This window comes from Streptomyces sp. NTD107, from assembly GCF_059510435.1.
In genome coordinates, this window is the sequence record NZ_JCAJZV010000003.1 from 79,798 (window position 1) to 95,883 (window position 16,086).

The following is a 16,086-nucleotide window of genomic DNA, read 5'->3' on the forward strand; positions in this document are numbered from 1 at the left end:
ATGCCGCTGACGTGCTCTGTTCGCACTCTTGGCGGGAGAATGGGGGCATGAGTCAGGATGTGCGGGGAGTACGGGGCGTACGGGTCGGCACGGACGTGACCGGGACCGCGGCGGCGGCCAGGGCGGCGACCGCGGCAGCGGCGGCGGTGGAGAGCGAGCCGGGGCCCGGACCCGAGCCCGTACCGGAAGCGGAAGCGGAACCGGAGCCCCACCCGCAGCCGGCACCCGACCACACGCTGCCGCCCCCCGCCGTCCTGGGCGCCTCGGCGGCCCCGGCCGCCGCGCCCGCCACCGTGACCGACTCGGCGACCGCCCCGCTGCCCGAGCACCGCTTCCTGGACCGCGAACGCAGCTGGCTGGCCTTCAACGAACGCGTCCTCGAACTCGCCGAGGACCCCGGCACCCCGCTGCTGGAACGCGCCAACTTCCTGAGCATCTTCGCCAGCAACCTCGACGAGTTCTTCATGGTGCGCGTCGCCGGCCTCAAGCGCCGGATCGCCACCGGCGTCGCCACCCGCTCCCGTACCGGCCAGCTGCCCGGCGAGGTGCTGGCGGACATCTGGAGCCGCTCGCGCGAACTCATGGCCCGGCAGGCCGAGTGCTACCAGCGCTCCGTCGCCCCCGCGCTCGCCGCCGAAGGCATCCATCTGCTGCGCTGGCCCGACCTCACCGAGGCCGAACAGACCCAGCTGTTCACCCTCTTCCGGCAGCGGATCTTCCCCGTCCTCACCCCGCTCGCCGTCGACCCGGCGCACCCGTTCCCGTACATCTCGGGCCTGTCCCTCAACCTCGCGGTCGAGGTGCGCAACCCGGCCACCGGCCACAAGCACTTCGCCCGGGTCAAGGTCCCGCCGCTGCTGGATCGTTTCCTCGAAGCCTCCAAGCAGCGCTTCGTCCCCGTCGAGGACGTCATCGCCGCCCACCTGGAGGACCTCTTCCCCGGCATGGAGGTGCTCGCCCACCACGTCTTCCGGGTCACCCGCAACGAGGACCTGGAGGTCGAGGAGGACGACACCGAGAACCTCCTCCAGGCCCTGGAGAAGGAACTCCTGCGCCGCCGCTTCGGCCCGCCGGTGCGCCTGGAGGCCGAGGAGTCCATCGACCCCGGCGTGCTGCGGCTGCTGGTGCGCGAGCTGAAGATACGCGACGAGGAGGTGTACACCCTGCCCGGGCCGCTCGACCTCACCGGGCTCGGCGACATCGCCTCCCTGGAGCGGCCCGAGCTGAAGTACCCCAAGTTCGTGGCCGGCACCCACCGCGAACTCGCCGAGGTGGAATCCGCGTCCGCCCCCGACATCTTCGGCGTGCTGCGCGAACGCGACGTGCTGCTGCACCACCCGTACGACTCGTTCTCCACCTCCGTCCAGGCGTTCCTGGAACAGGCCGCCGCCGACCCGGACGTGCTCGCCATCAAGCAGACCCTCTACCGCACCTCGGGCGACTCCCCGATCGTCGACGCCCTCATCGACGCCGCCGAATCCGGCAAGCAGGTGCTGGTGCTGGTCGAGATCAAGGCCCGCTTCGACGAGCACGCCAACATCAAATGGGCGCGCAAGCTGGAGGAGGCCGGCTGCCACGTCGTGTACGGGCTGGTCGGCCTGAAGACGCACTGCAAGCTGTCCCTGGTGGTCCGCCAGGAGGGCGAGACGCTGCGCCGCTACGCCCACGTCGGCACCGGCAACTACCACCCCAAGACCGCCCGGCTCTATGAGGACCTGGGGCTGCTCACCGCCGACGCCGAGGTCGGCGCCGACCTCTCCGACCTCTTCAACCGGCTCTCCGGCTACTCCCGCCGCGAGACGTACCGCCGGCTGCTGGTCGCCCCGCGCTCGCTGCGCGACGGGCTGCTGGCCCGCATCGGCCGCGAGATAGCCCACCACCGGGCCGGCCGCCCGGCCTCCATCCGGATCAAGACCAACGCCATCGTGGACGAGGCGATCATCGACGCCCTGTACCGCGCCTCGCAGGAGGGCGTCCCGGTCGACATCTGGGTGCGCGGCATCTGCGCCCTGCGCCCCGGGGTGCCCGGCCTGTCCGAGACGATCCGGGTGCGCAGCGTGCTGGGCCGCTTCCTGGAGCACTCGCGGGTGTACGCGTTCGCGGCGGGCGGCGAGAGCGAGGTGTGGCTGGGCAGCGCCGACCTGATGCACCGCAACCTGGACCGCCGCATCGAGGTGCTGGTGCGGGTCACCGACCCGGCGCACCGCTCGACCCTGACCCGGCTGCTGGCCACCGGCACCGCCGACACCACCGCGTCCTGGTGGCTCGGCCCGGACGGGAAGTGGACGCGGCACTGGACCGGCACGGACGGCCGGCCGCTGCGCAATGTGCAGGAGATGCAGATCGAGGCACGAAGGAGACGCCGTGGAACGAACAGCTGAGGCCGAGGGGGCGGGCGAGGAGACGGTGCGCGCGGCGGGCTGCGTGCTGTGGCGGTACGCGGCCGGTGCGGCCGGCCGGCCGGCGGGCGAGGTCGAGGTCGCCCTCGTACACCGCCCGCGCTACGACGACTGGTCGCACCCCAAGGGCAAGCTGCACCCGGGGGAGGAACCGGAGGACGCGGCGCTGCGTGAGGTGCTGGAGGAGACCGGCATGATCTGCGTGCTGGGCGCCCCGCTGCCCACCGCGCGCTATGTGGTGCGCGGCCGGCCCAAGGAGGTCCGGTACTGGACGGGCGAGGCGGTCGGCGGCCGGTTCTCCCCGAACGACGAGGTGGACCGCCTGCTGTGGCTGCCCCCGGACCAGGCCCGTACCCAGCTGACCCACGCCCAGGACCGCCCGCTGCTGGAGGCGGCGCTGGACGCCCTGTGACCCGGCGACCAGGTGACCCGGCGGCGCCGGCATATGACGCTGCGGCGCGGGCCACTCACGGAACGTCTTCCCCGCCGCTCCGTTCTGTGGAACCATGCCGCCGGTAGCACGGACCAGCCAGGGGGGCGGGATACATGGGGCCGGGACCGTACCAGCACCCTCCGGGCGCGGGCGCGCCGCTGCCCGGGCCGGACGATGTGGCGCGTGGCGCACCCGGCGCGACGCGGGCGGCCACCACGGCGCCGGGCGACGGATGATGCCCGCCGAACGCCCCCGGGCGATGCGCGAGGCCGTGCGTCCGGCGCGCCGGGAAGGGCTGTTCGGGGCGGATGGCTTCCGGCACGGCCCGCCGCCGGCCTTCCCCCCGCGACGGGGATGAGCTACCGGGGCGCCGTGCTGACCTCCGGCGGCTGGGGCTGGGTGGGCTGCCGGCTGTGGCCCGCGCCGCCGCCCGACACCGGCGGCTACCCAGACGTGCCGCGGGAGTGGCGGCCGGCCGAGACCGTCCGGCGCGCGGAGCGGTGGCTGGCCGAGCGGTGGAGCGGGTCCCCGCAGCGGTTCGAGATCCGCTGCCTGGGGCCCGGGCCGCTCACCGTCACGCTGCTGGGCCGGAGTTACGCGGCCGGCCCCGACCAGGCGCCGCGCGCCGCCGCCCGGCTCGGTGAGCGGCTGCTGGAGGTGCCCCGGCAGGTGAGGGCTGAGCCGCTGGACGAGGCGGGGTTGCGCGCCGCGCTCACCCCGCCGGGCATGGCACCGCCGGCGCCGGGCCGGCCCGGGATCGCGGAGATACGCAAGCGGCCCCGGTGGGCGTGGCTGACCCGGCGCGACGCGGGACTCAGCTGCGGGGTGGACTTCCCCGGCCTGGGGGGTGGTGACGGCGGTGACGGTGACGGTGGCGCGGGCCGGGCCGCCTCCTGGGCCCCGGTCTGGGAGGAACTGGCGCGGGCCGGGCGGCCCACCCTGGTGAGCGTGTCCCTGGAGCCGTACCCGGCGGACACCCCCGCCTTCCAGGCAGCCCTCCAGGACCTGGTCGAGCGCTATCTGCTGCTGTCCCGGCCCCGGCCCCGGCCCGCCGGCCCGGCCCTCGGCAGCCCCCTGGAACCCGAACCGTTCGCCGCCGAGGCGGCGCGCCGGTACGCGGCGGCCCGCGCCCGGTACGGCGCGCACGCCTACCGGATGCGGATCGCGGTCGCGGCGGCCGGCTCCGTACCGGAGCGGCTGGCCGGGCTGCTGGCGCGGACCCTGGACCCCGACCCCCGGGCCACCTCGGTGCTGACCCCGTGGGGCGCGGAGGCCGACGCGGCATGGCACGACCTCACCACCCTCGGCCGGCAGTGGCTGGCCGGCCTCTACCAGCAGGACGTACCGCGCCCGCTCCAGCCGGTCGAACGGGTGCTCAGCGAGCTGGTGGACGTGGCGGAGGCGGCCGGCGCCTTCCGCTTTCCGCAGGAGACGCGGGGCCGCCCCCGGCTGTTCGCGCCCCCGCCCCGGCGGCCACCGGGGCCGGACCCGGGCCACCCCACCGCTTTCGGCGGCACCGGGAAGGACGAGAACCACCGATGAACATCACCGCGGAGACCGCCGCGTCCCGGCGGCCACCCGCCGGCCTCGGGTCCGGCTCCGGCACCGGAACCGCCCGGCGGGGCGCGGAGGAGGCCGGCCTCAGCCGCGACCACTGGGGGCCACGGCCGCCCAGCGCACCGTGACCTCGCCCTGCCGCCAGCGCCGTACATCATCGGCCAGCGGCCAGCCGGCGGCGGCGAGGCCGCGTACGGCGGTGACCCAGCGCTGCCGGGCACCGAGCGGAGCGTACGGGGCGGCGGCGGCCCAGGCGCGGTCGAAGTCGGTGAGAAACCGGTGGACGGCCTCGCCCGGCACATTGCGGTGGATGAGCACCTTGGGCAGCCGCTCGGCGAGATCGGAGGGGGTGCGCAGGTTCGCCAGCCGGGCGGCGAAGGTGACGGTACGCGGCCCGCCGGGCCCCAGCGCCACCCACACATGGCGGCGCCCCAGCTCGTCGCAGGTGCCCTCCACCAGCAGCCCGCCCGGCGCCAGCCGCCCGCACAGCCGCTCCCACACCTCCTCGACCCGCTCCTCGGGGTACTGCCGCAGCACGTTGGCGGCCCGGATCAGCAGCGGCCGTTCCCCGCCGGGCAGCGGCACCTCGAACCCGCCGCGTACGAAGGACAGCCCGTCCCGCTCGTACGGCCGCGCGGCGGCCACCCGCTCCGGGTCGATCTCGACCCCCACCACCCGGACGTCACCCCGTACCCGCCGCAGCCGCCCCAGCAACTCGACGGCGGTCCACGGCGCGGCCCCGTACCCCAGATCGACGGCGACCGGCGCGACCGGGGCGGCCCGCAGCGCGGCGCCGTGCGCATGGCCGACCCAGCGGTCCATCCGCCGCAACCGATGGGGATGGGTCGTCCCCCGGGTGACCGTTCCCTCAGGCATACCGGCGAGTGTACGGATCGGTCGTACCCGGCGCGTGCCGCTCCCGGCCGGTTGGGCACACTGGTGTGGGGGAGACGTCCGTTTTCCGCTCTCGGCCCGTCAGGAGACGCAGTGGGGCACCGACCGCGCCGGGTGGCGATGCTCAGCGTTCACACCTCTCCGCTGCATCAGCCGGGCACCGGTGACGCGGGCGGGATGAATGTGTACATCGTCGAGCTGTCCAAGCAGCTGGCGGCGCTCGGCACGGAGGTGGAGATCTTCACCCGCGCCACCACGGGCGGACTCCCCCCAACGGTGGAACTGGCGGCCGGGGTGCTCGTACGGCATGTGGACGCCGGCCCGTACGAGGGGCTGAGCAAGGAGGAGCTGCCGGCCCAGATGTGCGCGTTCACGCACGGGGTGACGCAGATCTGGGCGGGGGAGCGGCCCGGGTACTTCGATCTCGTGCACTCGCACTACTGGCTGTCGGGCCAGGTCGGCTGGCTGGTCGCCGAACGGTGGGGCGTGCCGCTGGTGCACGCCATGCACACCATGGCGAAGGTGAAGAACGCGGCGCTGGCGGCCGGCGACAGCCCGGAACCGGCGGCGCGGGTGATCGGCGAGACCCAGATCGTACGGGCGGCGGACCGGCTGATCGCCAACACGGCGGAGGAGGCCGCCGAACTGGTGCGGCACTACGACGCCGACCCGATGCGTACGGCGGTGGTGCACCCGGGCGTCAACCTGGACGTGTTCCGCCCGGCGGACGGGCGGGCGGCGGCGCGGGCCAGGCTGGGGCTGCCGCCCGACGCCCTGATCCCGCTGTTCGTGGGGCGGATCCAGCCGCTGAAGGCGCCGGACCTGCTGCTGTACGCGGTGCGGGAGCTGCTGGACCGCGACCCGTCGCTGGCCGCGCCGGGCCGCCTGGTGGTCCCGATCGTGGGCGGCCCGTCCGGCACCGGCCTGGCCCGCCCCGAGCGGCTGCGGAAACTGGCCGACCGGCTGGCCCTGACGGACTTCGTCCGCTTCCATCCGCCGGTGGCGCAGGAGGAGCTGGCCGACTGGTACCGGGCGGCGAGCGTGCTGGTGATGCCGTCGTACAGCGAGTCGTTCGGGCTGGTCGCGGTGGAGGCCCAGGCGTCCGGCACCCCGGTGATCGCGGCGGCGGTGGGTGGGCTGCCGGTGGTGGTGCGGGACGAGGCGACGGGTTTGCTGATCGAGGGCCACGACCCGGTGCACTACGCGAACGCGCTGGGCCGGTTCGCGGCCGATCCGCTGCTGTCGGCCCGGCTGGGCCGGGCGGCGGCGCTGCACGCCTGCCGCTTCGGCTGGGCGGCGACGGCGGCCGGCACGGTGTCGGTGTACCGGGCGGCAACCGAGTCGCACCGCTTCGCCCTACGATCGGCGCATGGCTGAGGACACGATCGCGCGCACGCTGAACGACCTCGGCGTGGAGTGGGAAAGCCCGGAACGCGGCCACTACGTGGTGTCGCTGCCCGGCACCCGCAAACTGACGACGACCTGCTCACTGCGGCTCGGCCGGCACGCGCTGTCGGTCAACGCGTTCGTGATCCGCCGCCCCGACGAGAACCACGAGGCGGTCCACCGCTGGCTGCTGGAACGCAACGCCCGGCTGTACGGGGTGTCCTACGCCCTCGACCGGCTGGGCGACATCTACCTGACCGCCCGCCTTCCGCTGTCCGCGGCGACGGCGCCGGAGCTGGACCGCCTGCTGGGCGTGGTCCTGGAAACGGCGGACGGCGCGTTCAACACCCTCCTGGAGCTGGGCTTCGCGACGGCCATCCGCAAGGAACACGCCTGGCGCGTCTCCAGAGGCGAACCCACCCACAACCTTTCGGCCTTCACCCACCTCCTCCCGGAGGACTGACCGCAGGTCCCTCTCCACCACCAGCGCCCGGTCTTCGTCCCGGGCGCTGCTGTTCGCGCCCCCTGTGCGCCGTGGTGCTTCGGCGGTGCGGGGTGCCAGGGTTGGAGGCGCTGGAGCGGGAAAGAAACTGAGAGAAATTTCTCAACAAGAGGAGAACGCGCTGAGGTTGACATTCGGCGGCACCAACAGCGGTGGCGGCGGATGCCCTGCCGTCTATGAGACCGACCGGGGCACGGTTGTGGCCCAGGGCTGGAAGATCGACCGACAGGACGAGGCGTACGAGGGCGCCCGGCACCTGGCAGATAACGAGGAACTGGTGGAAGTTCCCCGGGAACTGCTGGAGCGGTTCTCCCCGAGGCCGGCGCCCGACCCGTCCGAACTGGTGAAGGGCGAGGCGTTCTCGGCCCTTTTCCGGGACTTCAAGTACACAGCCCGGCGGCTGGAGACCCGCACGCACTACGACATCGAGAACGAGCGGGAGCCCTTCGACCAGTTCCTGGCCGGTGGTCAGATCGACGACCTGCACTGGTTCGAGCCGTGGCTGGAGACCATGCGAAGCCAGACGGGACAGGGCAGGACCGTGAGCCGGGTCCGGGTCGTCCCGCCCGAGCTGACGGACTATCTTCGGTTCGAGTTGTTCCTCGCCCAGGAGAACACCGCAGCTGGGGAGGACATCCGGTATCTCGACCGGAAGACGGCGAACCTCGCGGCCCTGCCGGACAAGGACTTCTGGCTGTTCGATTCGCATACCCTGGCTGTTCTGCACTTCACCCCCGAAGCGCAGTTGCTGGGGGCGGAGATCATCACGGATCCCGCCGTCGTCGTCGAGCACGCGCGGTGGCTTGACGCCGCCTTCCAGCACGCGGTTGCCTACGAAGAGTTCGTGAAGGAGCATCCACCTCGTTGAGTCCGGCACCCAGAGGCGTCCATGAAGCCAGGCAGGAGCTTGGCGGGCGCCTGCGTGCCCTCCGCGAGGCGGCCGGTCTGGACGGCCGGACCCTTGCTGGGCGGCTTGGCTGGCCGCCCAGCAAGGTCTCCAAGATTCAGTTGGGGAGGCAAACGCCCACTGAAGGCGACGTCAGACGGTGGACAGCCGCCTGCGACGAGCCGCACGCAGCCGAAGAGCTGCTGATCCTGCTGCGCGATCTGGACCGCCGATACGCGGACTGGCAGCAGCAACTGCGGCAGGGGCACGCAGCGGTCCAGCGTGCCTGGAAAGACACGGAAGCGGCGGCCCGGACCATTCGCTCCTTCGAATCGTGCTGGGTTCCCGGGCTGCTCCAGACCCCTGACTACGCCAAGGCGCGTTTTCTGGAGCACGCGGCGAACTTCAACGGCCCCCGTGATACCGAGGCGGCGGTGGCCGCACGGATGGACCGGCAGAGGGTGCTCTACGAGCCCGGCCGCCAGAAGCGGCACATCGTGGTCTCCGAATCGGTCGTGCGCTACGGGCTGGCCCCGACCCCCGTGATGCGCGCACAGATCGACCGCCTCGTCTCGGCGACGACGCTGCCCTCCTTGCGGCTGGGCGTCATCCCCTTGGGCAAACGGCTTCCGGTTTCACCGGTCCACAATTTCTGCATCTTCGACGATCAACTCGTCACGGTGGAGATCGTCAGCGCTGAGTTGCGCCTGGGCCATCCCGAGGAAGTGACCCTGTACCGGAAGGTGTTCGACGTGCTCGCGGCCAGCGCGCTGTACGACTCCGACGCTCGCGGTCTCCTCACCGTGGCCGCCGCATCCTGGGCTTGAGAAATCCGTAGAAATTTCCTGGACGTCCCATTCCTCCGCGCGCAACCATGGTCACAGACGGCAGCCGAAATGGTGCCGCGTGTGACCGACTGGAGGGATGCACGCCATGGGCAAGCACGACAAGCCGCAGACGCAGGACCCGAAGCCGCAGGGTCCGCCCGGCGATGGCGATCACCGGGTTCCCACCGATGTGGAAAAGCCCGGTGGCGGGCAGCACAGGAAGGACCCGGGCAAGAAGTGATGACCTTGCCCGATTCTGATGCGCTGCGCCGGCGGCTCACCGATTCGCTGGCTGAGGGCGGGTACTTCCGTGAGGAGTGGCTGCGGCTGGTGTTCGAGCGTGTTCCGCGCGAGCGATTCGCCCCCGACACCGTGTGGACGTGGTCCGACCGCCGTTGGCGGCCGTTGAACCGACGCGAAGACTCTGAGCGTTGGGCCGAACTGGTCTACCACGCGACCGAACCCCTGATCACACAGGTGGACGACGGCGGCCCGGCCGAGGACGGTACGGGCAGCAGGGCAACCAGTTCCATGAGTTCCGCCGAAGTGGTGCTCAACATGCTGGCCTCCCTGGACCCCCAGCCCGGCCACAGTGTCCTGGAGCTGGGTACCGGCACGGGATACAACGCGGCACTGCTCTGTGAGCGGGTGGGCGCGGATGGGGTCGTCACCGTTGAGATCGATCCCGTGCTCGCGGATCTCGCCGGGAAACGACTCAAGGCGGCCGGGCACCAACCGCTGGTCGTGTGCGGCAACGGTGAGGCGGGGTATCCGGACCGCGCCCCGTACGACCGGCTGATGTCAACGGCCTCGGTGCGGAGGGTTCCGCCCGCCTGGCTGAGGCAGGTCAAGGCAGGCGGCGAGATCGTCGCCCCCTGGCTGCCCAACGCCAGAGGCTTCGGGCTCATCTGGCTGCGGGTGCGGGAGGACGGCAGCGCCCGGGGCTGGTTCCACGGCCGCGAGGCGTTCATGCCGATGCGTGGCCAGCGCTTCGGCCGTACCGCTGACCTGGGGGGCATCTGGGACGCCACCTACCAGGATGCCGAGGTGTCGCAAGGCGATTCGGGGCTGGCCGACCTCTCATCCGGCGACGCCCGGTTCGCGCTCAGCGTGCTGCTGCCCGGAGTGGAAGCCGTGCCGCAGGTGGACGGCTGGTTCCTGATGTCGGCGGACCAGACCTCATGGGCGTCGGCGGTCGGGGAACGGCTGTATCGCTATGGACGGCGCGATCTGTTCGCCGAGGCGGGCCGCGTGCTGTCCTGGTGGCGGGACGAGGGCCGACCCACGCTGTACGAGTTCGGCATCACGATCACCGGGGAAGAACAACTCGTCTGGCTCCGCGACGAGCAGCACATTCTCCACCGTACGGGGCCGGCGTAATGGCCCGGCCTCCGGAGGATTCTCCGGGCGCCGGGCAGTCAGATGTGCATGGTGCGGGAAGAGGCGAAGGAGCAGCGGCATGGTGAGTCCGGCGGCGCGAGAGCCCGGTCGCTATGTGGATTGGCCCAGCCAACTGGGCGCGGGGTATGCGGCCTTGCAGCGCTCCTGGGGTGAGATCGAGGTGGCGACCAGGACCACGCGGTCCTTCCAGTTGAGTTGTGTTCCCGGCCTGTTGCAGACCCCCGATTACGCGCGGGCCATTCTGACGCGGTGTTCGCAGCTGTTGCAGAGTGCCACCGATGTCGAGGAGGCGGTGGCGGCGCGCATGGACCGACAGCGCATTCTCGATCAGCCGAGCGCCGGCCGGCGGCATGTGCTGCTCTTCGAAGGGGCCCTGCACCACGGCGTCGCCCCGGCCCCCGTGATGCGCGCCCAGATCGAGCGCCTCGTCTCGGCGACCACGCTGCCGACGTTCACCTTGGGCATTGTTCCGCTGCGGGAGGAACAGCAGGTGTTGCTCTCCCACGACTTCTCGATCCTGGACGACCGGGTCTTCTTCGAGCTGTACAGCGGGGAGATGTGCCTGACTCTTCCCGAGGAAGTGGCGCTCTACCGCAAGGTGTTCGACACGCTGGCAGCCGGTGCGGCATACGGCGAGGACGCCCGCCGGTTGCTGGCCTCCGCTGCCGCGGCGTGGGATTGAGTGGTTCTCAGCCCTGCGCGGATGTGGTCCTCAATGTGCTGGACGCCCCGTAACCGGCCACCGGCACCGCCGATGAGCAACGCGGTTGGCCGCGTGGTCAGTCGGGTTGCTGTTCCAGGTGGGCGAGGACGCGGTTCGAGATTCGGGCGAGGGTGTCGAGTTCTTCCTGGGTGAGGGCGTCGATGAACAGCCGGCGGACGTGTTCGACGTGGGTGGGGGCGGCGTCCTCGATCGCCCGGTGGCCGGCCGGGGTGGCGACGACGAACGCTCCGCGTCCGTCGTCGGGGCATTCCTCCTTGGCCACCAGTCCGCGTTTCGTCATCCGCGCGACCTGGTGGGAGGTGCGGCTCTTCTCCCACTCCACCAGCTTGGTCAGGTCCATCAGGCGCATCCGCCCGCCGGCCTCGGTGAGTTTGGCCAGCACGATGTAGTCGGAGGGGGACATGCCGGAGTCCTCCTGGACCCGGCGGGAGAGCCTTCCGATCAGCTTCTCCTGCATGCGGATGAAGCTGTCCCAGGCGGCCTTCTGCTCCGGGGTCAGCCAGCGAGGCGTGGCGTTCATGGCATGAGCGTAATGACGGCGGTACCGCCTCTTCCATCCGGTGGACGCCGCCGGCGGCTCCCCGCTTGCCCGGACGTGGGCAACCCGACGGCTTCCAGAGATAGTTGACGCATCAACAACTTCCCGGCTAAGTTGGTTGACACGTCAACTAAATGCCCCGGAGAGGGAGCGAATCCATGAGCACCGAGAAGAAGGCCGGACTCGACGCGCTGCTGACGCCCGAGGAGAGCGTCCTCGTGCTGATCGACCACCAGCCCTTCCAGCTCGCCAACCTGAACAGCCACGAACCGGCGATGGTCGTCAACAACGCCGTCGGCCTCGCCAAGGCCGCCAAGGTGTTCGACGTCCCGACCATCCTCACGACCGTGCTGGAGGAGCGCGGCGGTCTTCTCCTCCAGGGGATCCAGGAGGTGTTCCCGGAGCAGAAGCCGATCAACAGGACGTTCATCAACACCTGGGAGGACGAGCGCGTCGTCGACGCCGTCAAGGCGACGGGGCGCAAGAAGCTGATCATCGCCGGCCTGTGGACGGAGGTCTGCGTGGCGATGCCGGCGATCCAGGCGGCGGGCGAGGGCTTCGAGGTCTTCGCCGTCACCGATGCCTCGGGCGGCACGTCGAAGGAGGCCCACGACATGGCCGTGCGGCGCATGATCGGGGCGGGCGTGGTCCCGATCACCTGGATGGCGGTGATGAGCGAGTGGCAGCGCGACTGGGCCCGTGAGAAGACCATTCCGGGCACCACCGAGATCATGCTGGCGCACACCGGCGCCACCGGTGTGGCCTTCGCCTGGGAGACGCAGCTCCTCGCCGGTCAGACCCGAAGCGGCGCCTGACCCGCCCGCCACCCACTGACCGGTGTCCCCGGCGACACGCGTTCCGTGCGCCGCCGGGGACACCGTCAGGAGGGGACGAGGCTCAGGAGCCGATGGAGAAGCCGCCGTCGAACATCAGGCGACCGTGTACTCCGCGTCGCCGAAGTCCGCGGCCACCCGCAGGCGTCCGCCGAGCGCTTCCACGCAGGAGCGGAGCGTCGCCGGTTCGGTACGGTCGATCTCGCCGTGCTCGATCGCCGGGACCCGAGGCGCGGACACTCCCATGGCTGTCGCGACCGCCCGCTGTGCAAGGTCCTGATCCCGCCGGATCTCGGCGAGTTCGTGTGCCCGGACTTCCGCGATGAGCCGCTCCATCGCGGCCCGCTGCTCCGTGGCCGTCCGCACGGGCGGCCCGGCCGCTGCGCGAGCCTCGTGAGCTGTGCGTCTGGTCTCTTCCCGACTTGCGGTGCTCATGAATACGTCTTCCACCCGCTCCGCGCTTTCCCCGTCGGTGCGGTGTTCATCCGTTCCTCGAACCACGTCGAGACTTCCGCGACCAGCACCACTTCCCATGGAGCCACGATCGGCATATCCATGCAGGCATTGACCTCCGCGGAGTCCGTCCGGCCAGGTCAGGACGGTCCGCGCAGGCGGTCCATCTCTCTGCGGTCGCGTTTGGTGGGGCGGCCGGTGCCCCGGTCGCGCAGTCCCGCTGGGGCCACCGCCTCGCGCGGTGGGGGCGGCGGGCTGTTGTCCACGTAGCAGGTCACCGCCACCGGGGCGCCGACCCGCTTGCGGATGAGCTGGGAGACCTCCACGATCCGTTCGCGGCCGTCCTGGCGCAGCCGTACCTCGTCGCCCGGCTTCACCGGCTGGGCCGGCTTCGCCCGGTCGCCGTTGATGCGGACATGGCCGGCCTTGCACGCCGCCGCCGCCGTGGAGCGGGTCTTGGCCAGCCGTACCGACCAGATCCACACGTCCACTCTCACCGTGCCCTGCGTCTCCATGCCACCGAGCCTAGCCCGCACTCACCCCTCTTCCGGCAGCCGCTGTTCCGCCCAGATGACCTTGCCCTCGGGGGTGTACCGGGTGCCCCAGCGGTCGGCGTACTGCGAGACCAGGAACAGGCCACGGCCGCCCTCGTCCGTGTCCGCGGCGTTCCGCACGTGCGGTGAGGTGCTGCTGCTGTCGGACACCTCGCAGATCAGGGCGCGGTCGCGCAGCAGCCGTACGCCGATGGGTCCTGCCGCGTGCCGGATGGCGTTGGTGATGAGTTCGCTCAGGATCAGCTCGGTGATGAACGCCGTGTCCTCCAGCCGCCAGTCCGCCAGCTGCCGGCTGACCGCCGCCCGCAGCGGGGCCACCGCCGTGGGGTTGGCGGCCACGTCCCAGCTGGCGACCTGGTCGGCCCGGAGTTTGCGGGTGCGGGCCACCAGCAGTGCCACGTCGTCGGCGGGGCGGGCGGGCAGCAGGCGTTCCAGTACGGTGTCGCAGGTCTGTTCCGGGGCCGGGCCGGCGGCGGCCAGCGCCGCCCGCAGGCGTTCGAGGCCGTCGTCGATGTCGCGGGTACGGCTCTCCACCAGGCCGTCGGTGTACAGCGCCAGGCGGCTGCCCTCCGGCAGCTCGAAGCGCGCCGTCTCGAACGGGACTCCGCTCACGCCCAGCGGTGGCGCGGCCGGCAGGTCCGCGAAGCGCACCGTGCCGTCCGGCAGCACCAGGGCCGGCGGCAGATGGCCGGCCCTGGCCATCACGCAGCTGCCGTCGACCGGGTCGTAGATCGCGTACAGGCAGGTCGCGCCGGTGATGGCGCTGCTGCCGTCCTCCGCCGCCTCGTCCTCGTCGATCCGGGTGGCCAGTTCGTCGAGCCGCCCCAGCAGTTCGTCGGGGGTGAGGTCGAGCGCCGAGAAGTTGTGCACGGCGGTACGCAGCCGGCCCATGGTGGCCGCCGCGTGCAGCCCGTGCCCGACGACGTCGCCGACGACCAGCGCGACCCGGGCCCCGGACAGCGGGATGACGTCGAACCAGTCGCCGCCGACCCCCGCCTGGGCCGGCAGATAGCGTGACGCCGCCTCCAGGGCGTTCTGGCGCGGCAGTCCGCTGGGCAGCAGGCTGCGTTGCAGGGTCACCGCCATGGCGTGCTCGCGCGCGTAGCGGCGCGCGTTGTCCACGCACACCGCCGTACGCGCCGCCAGTTCCTCGGCGAGTGACAGGTCCTCCTCCGTGAACGAGGGGGATTCCCCCGCCCGCCAGAAGTTGACGACGCCCAGCACCACGCCGCGCGCGTGCAGCGGCGCGGAGATCAGCGCGTGGATGCCGAATTCGATGAGTTCCCGCGCGTGCCGCGGGTCGGCGGCCCGCCACCAGGTGGTGCCGGCCAGGTCGCGTTCGGCCGAGGGGTGGCCGAGCAGCAGCCGGCGCACCTCGTCCGAAGTGGTGTCGAGGGTGACGCCGCCGCCGGTCACGTACAGCGGGTGGTCATCGCGTACGCCGCGGGTGGCGGCGCGCCGCATCCGGGTGCCGCTGGCGGACGGCTCGCCGCCGCGCAGGACCTGCTCGACCAGATCGACGGTGATGTAGTCGGCGAATTCGGGGACCCCCACCTCGGTGAGTTCTTCGGCCGTGCGCACCACCTCCAGGGTGGTGCCGATGCGCACGCTGGCCTCGTACAGCAGCCGCAGCCGCTGCTGGGCGGCTTCGGCGCGCCCCGCCACCACGCTCAGTTCGGTGGAGTCCCGCAGGGTGGTGACGGAGCCGGGCCGGCCGCCGTGCCGGTCCATCTGGCGGTGGTTGACGGCGAGCAGCCGGCCGCCGAAGCGGTGCACCTCGTCGGTGGCCTCGCGGCCGGAGGAGAGGAGTTCGGCGGTGCCGGGGGCGAGGCCGAGTTCGGTGACGGGCCGGCCCTGGGCGTCGGCGGGCAGGTCGAGCAGCCGTACCGCCTCCTCGTTGGCCAGGAGCAGCCGCTGGTTCGCGTCGAGGATCACCACCCCCTCCCGTACGGCGCGCAACACCGCGTCATGGTTCTCGTACAACCGGGTGATCTCGCTGGGCCCGAGGCCGCGGGTCTGCCGCAGCAGCCGCCGGCTGATCAGCGCCGTGCCGGCGAGGGCCAGCAGTACGGCGCCCACCGCGCCGGCCAGCAGCGGCACCCGGGCGGAGAAGTTCACCGTGACCTGGTCGATCTGGATTCCGCAGGCCACCGCGCCGATCACCGCGCCGCTGTCGTCGCGCACCGGCACGATGGTCTGCACCGCAGGGCCGAGCGGCGCGGTCAGTGACTCCTGCACGGTCCTGCCGGTGAGCGCGGTCTCCACGTCGCCGACGAAGTGCTTGCCGATCAGGGACGGGTCGGTGTGGGTGTAGCGGATGCCGGCGGTGTTGGTGACGACGAGGGCGGCCACGTTGACCTGTGTACGCACCGCCTCGGCGCGCGGCTGGAGGATCGCGGTGGGGTCGGGGGAGCGCAGCGCGTCGACCAGGCCGGGGGAGTTGGCGAAGGTGGTGGCGACGGCCAGGCTGCGGTTGTACGCGGCGGCGCGCTGGTTGCGGTCCATCTGGATGTAGATGGTGGTGGAGGCGGCCGTGACCAGCAGCAGGACGGTCACCACCTGGAGCAGGAACATCTGCCCGACGATGCTGCGGACGCCCAGCGCGGACCGTACCGCCGCCAGCCGTCCGTGACCTGTGAGCCGGGGGAATGCCGTCATTACTCCACTTTGCACCAATATGGGAAAGATGCGGCTCACCC

The 16,086-nt window shown here is 71.9% G+C and carries 16 protein-coding genes; 11 read left to right on the forward strand and 5 right to left on the reverse strand.

The features are described from left to right. Positions 1 to 47 precede the first annotated feature (47 nt). The 3 genes from AC5WRL_RS07880 (at position 48) to AC5WRL_RS07890 (ending at position 4,374) form a co-directional block, all read left to right on the forward strand. Entirely contained in the window at positions 48 to 2,381 is a 2,334-nt protein-coding gene (locus AC5WRL_RS07880) for an RNA degradosome polyphosphate kinase (RefSeq protein WP_496087624.1), read from the forward strand. Further along, positions 2,365 to 2,811 (forward strand): NUDIX hydrolase, encoded by a 447-nt coding sequence (locus AC5WRL_RS07885; RefSeq protein WP_496087625.1) that lies wholly within the window; start codon positions 2,365 to 2,367, stop codon positions 2,809 to 2,811. The genes AC5WRL_RS07880 and AC5WRL_RS07885 overlap by 17 nt, the downstream gene beginning before the upstream one ends. Positions 2,812 to 3,204: 393 nt before the next feature. After that, positions 3,205 to 4,374, forward strand: coding sequence for a hypothetical protein (locus AC5WRL_RS07890; protein WP_496087626.1), 1,170 nt, complete (start codon positions 3,205 to 3,207; stop codon positions 4,372 to 4,374). Positions 4,375 to 4,473: 99 nt separating this feature from the next. Here the strand turns inward: AC5WRL_RS07890 and AC5WRL_RS07895 are convergent, their stop codons facing one another. After that, complete coding sequence (locus AC5WRL_RS07895; protein WP_496087627.1) at positions 4,474 to 5,265, reverse strand: class I SAM-dependent methyltransferase; 792 nt, start codon at positions 5,263 to 5,265, stop codon at positions 4,474 to 4,476. A gap of 138 nt (positions 5,266 to 5,403) precedes the next feature. On the opposite strand from AC5WRL_RS07895, the gene mshA reads away from it, so the two are divergent. The 7 genes from mshA to AC5WRL_RS07930 all read left to right on the forward strand — a co-directional run bounded on the left by mshA (position 5,404) and on the right by AC5WRL_RS07930 (position 10,967). Next, entirely contained in the window at positions 5,404 to 6,660 is a 1,257-nt protein-coding gene (gene mshA, locus AC5WRL_RS07900) for a D-inositol-3-phosphate glycosyltransferase (protein WP_496087994.1), read from the forward strand. Next, positions 6,653 to 7,132, forward strand: coding sequence for a type III secretion system chaperone family protein (locus AC5WRL_RS07905; RefSeq protein WP_496087628.1), 480 nt, complete (start codon positions 6,653 to 6,655; stop codon positions 7,130 to 7,132). Before mshA ends, AC5WRL_RS07905 begins: the two co-directional genes overlap by 8 nt. Positions 7,133 to 7,298: 166 nt before the next feature. Next, positions 7,299 to 8,039 carry a DUF6879 family protein gene (locus AC5WRL_RS07910; protein ID WP_496087629.1) on the forward strand — a complete coding sequence of 247 codons (741 nt, stop codon included), beginning with the start codon at positions 7,299 to 7,301 and terminating at the stop codon, positions 8,037 to 8,039. Further along, a complete protein-coding gene (locus AC5WRL_RS07915) occupies positions 8,036 to 8,884 on the forward strand; it encodes a helix-turn-helix domain-containing protein (protein WP_496087630.1) in 849 nt (282 codons plus the stop codon). Before AC5WRL_RS07910 ends, AC5WRL_RS07915 begins: the two co-directional genes overlap by 4 nt. A gap of 106 nt (positions 8,885 to 8,990) precedes the next feature. After that, positions 8,991 to 9,125: a hypothetical protein gene (locus AC5WRL_RS07920; RefSeq protein ID WP_496087631.1), complete on the forward strand. Its 135-nt coding sequence runs from the start codon at positions 8,991 to 8,993 to the stop codon at positions 9,123 to 9,125. Between the two features lie 5 nt (positions 9,126 to 9,130). Next, positions 9,131 to 10,264 carry a methyltransferase domain-containing protein gene (locus AC5WRL_RS07925; protein WP_496087632.1) on the forward strand — a complete coding sequence of 378 codons (1,134 nt, stop codon included), beginning with the start codon at positions 9,131 to 9,133 and terminating at the stop codon, positions 10,262 to 10,264. Positions 10,265 to 10,343: 79 nt separating this feature from the next. After that, positions 10,344 to 10,967 carry a DUF5753 domain-containing protein gene (locus AC5WRL_RS07930; protein ID WP_496087633.1) on the forward strand — a complete coding sequence of 208 codons (624 nt, stop codon included), beginning with the start codon at positions 10,344 to 10,346 and terminating at the stop codon, positions 10,965 to 10,967. A gap of 97 nt (positions 10,968 to 11,064) precedes the next feature. Here AC5WRL_RS07930 and AC5WRL_RS07935 read toward each other — a convergent pair whose 3' ends face one another. Continuing rightward, positions 11,065 to 11,529, reverse strand: coding sequence for a MarR family winged helix-turn-helix transcriptional regulator (locus AC5WRL_RS07935; RefSeq protein WP_496087634.1), 465 nt, complete (start codon positions 11,527 to 11,529; stop codon positions 11,065 to 11,067). Between the two features lie 176 nt (positions 11,530 to 11,705). On the opposite strand from AC5WRL_RS07935, the gene AC5WRL_RS07940 reads away from it, so the two are divergent. Continuing rightward, positions 11,706 to 12,362, forward strand: a complete 657-nt coding sequence (locus tag AC5WRL_RS07940) for a hydrolase (RefSeq protein WP_496087635.1) — start codon at positions 11,706 to 11,708, stop codon at positions 12,360 to 12,362. 114 nt (positions 12,363 to 12,476) lie between these two features. On the opposite strand, the gene AC5WRL_RS07945 is transcribed toward AC5WRL_RS07940, so the two are convergent. The 3 genes from AC5WRL_RS07945 to AC5WRL_RS07955 all read right to left on the reverse strand — a co-directional run bounded on the left by AC5WRL_RS07945 (position 12,477) and on the right by AC5WRL_RS07955 (position 16,045). Beyond that, entirely contained in the window at positions 12,477 to 12,746 is a 270-nt protein-coding gene (locus tag AC5WRL_RS07945; RefSeq protein ID WP_496087636.1) for an XRE family transcriptional regulator, read from the reverse strand. A gap of 227 nt (positions 12,747 to 12,973) precedes the next feature. Next, the gene (locus AC5WRL_RS07950; protein WP_496087637.1) at positions 12,974 to 13,348 is read right to left on the reverse strand and encodes an RNA-binding S4 domain-containing protein; all 375 of its coding nucleotides are present in this window, start codon (positions 13,346 to 13,348) and stop codon (positions 12,974 to 12,976) included. Positions 13,349 to 13,369: 21 nt separating this feature from the next. Then, positions 13,370 to 16,045, reverse strand: a complete 2,676-nt coding sequence (locus AC5WRL_RS07955; RefSeq protein WP_496087638.1) for a SpoIIE family protein phosphatase — start codon at positions 16,043 to 16,045, stop codon at positions 13,370 to 13,372. Between the last annotated feature and the right edge of the window lie 41 nt (positions 16,046 to 16,086).

Excerpts from the sequence above, each read along its gene's own strand:
- AC5WRL_RS07880 (WP_496087624.1), top strand. The coding sequence starts at position 48 with ATGAGTCAGGATGTGCGGGGAGTACGGGGCGTACGGGTCGGCACGGAC.
- AC5WRL_RS07895 (WP_496087627.1), bottom strand. The coding sequence starts at position 5,265 with ATGCCTGAGGGAACGGTCACCCGGGGGACGACCCATCCCCATCGGTTG.
- mshA (WP_496087994.1), top strand. The coding sequence starts at position 5,404 with ATGCTCAGCGTTCACACCTCTCCGCTGCATCAGCCGGGCACCGGTGAC.
- AC5WRL_RS07905 (WP_496087628.1), top strand. The coding sequence starts at position 6,653 with ATGGCTGAGGACACGATCGCGCGCACGCTGAACGACCTCGGCGTGGAG.
- AC5WRL_RS07920 (WP_496087631.1), top strand. The coding sequence starts at position 8,991 with ATGGGCAAGCACGACAAGCCGCAGACGCAGGACCCGAAGCCGCAGGGT.
- AC5WRL_RS07930 (WP_496087633.1), top strand. The coding sequence starts at position 10,344 with ATGGTGAGTCCGGCGGCGCGAGAGCCCGGTCGCTATGTGGATTGGCCC.
- AC5WRL_RS07935 (WP_496087634.1), bottom strand. The coding sequence starts at position 11,529 with ATGAACGCCACGCCTCGCTGGCTGACCCCGGAGCAGAAGGCCGCCTGG.
- AC5WRL_RS07940 (WP_496087635.1), top strand. The coding sequence starts at position 11,706 with ATGAGCACCGAGAAGAAGGCCGGACTCGACGCGCTGCTGACGCCCGAG.
- AC5WRL_RS07950 (WP_496087637.1), bottom strand. The coding sequence starts at position 13,348 with ATGGAGACGCAGGGCACGGTGAGAGTGGACGTGTGGATCTGGTCGGTA.
- AC5WRL_RS07955 (WP_496087638.1), bottom strand. The coding sequence starts at position 16,045 with ATGACGGCATTCCCCCGGCTCACAGGTCACGGACGGCTGGCGGCGGTA.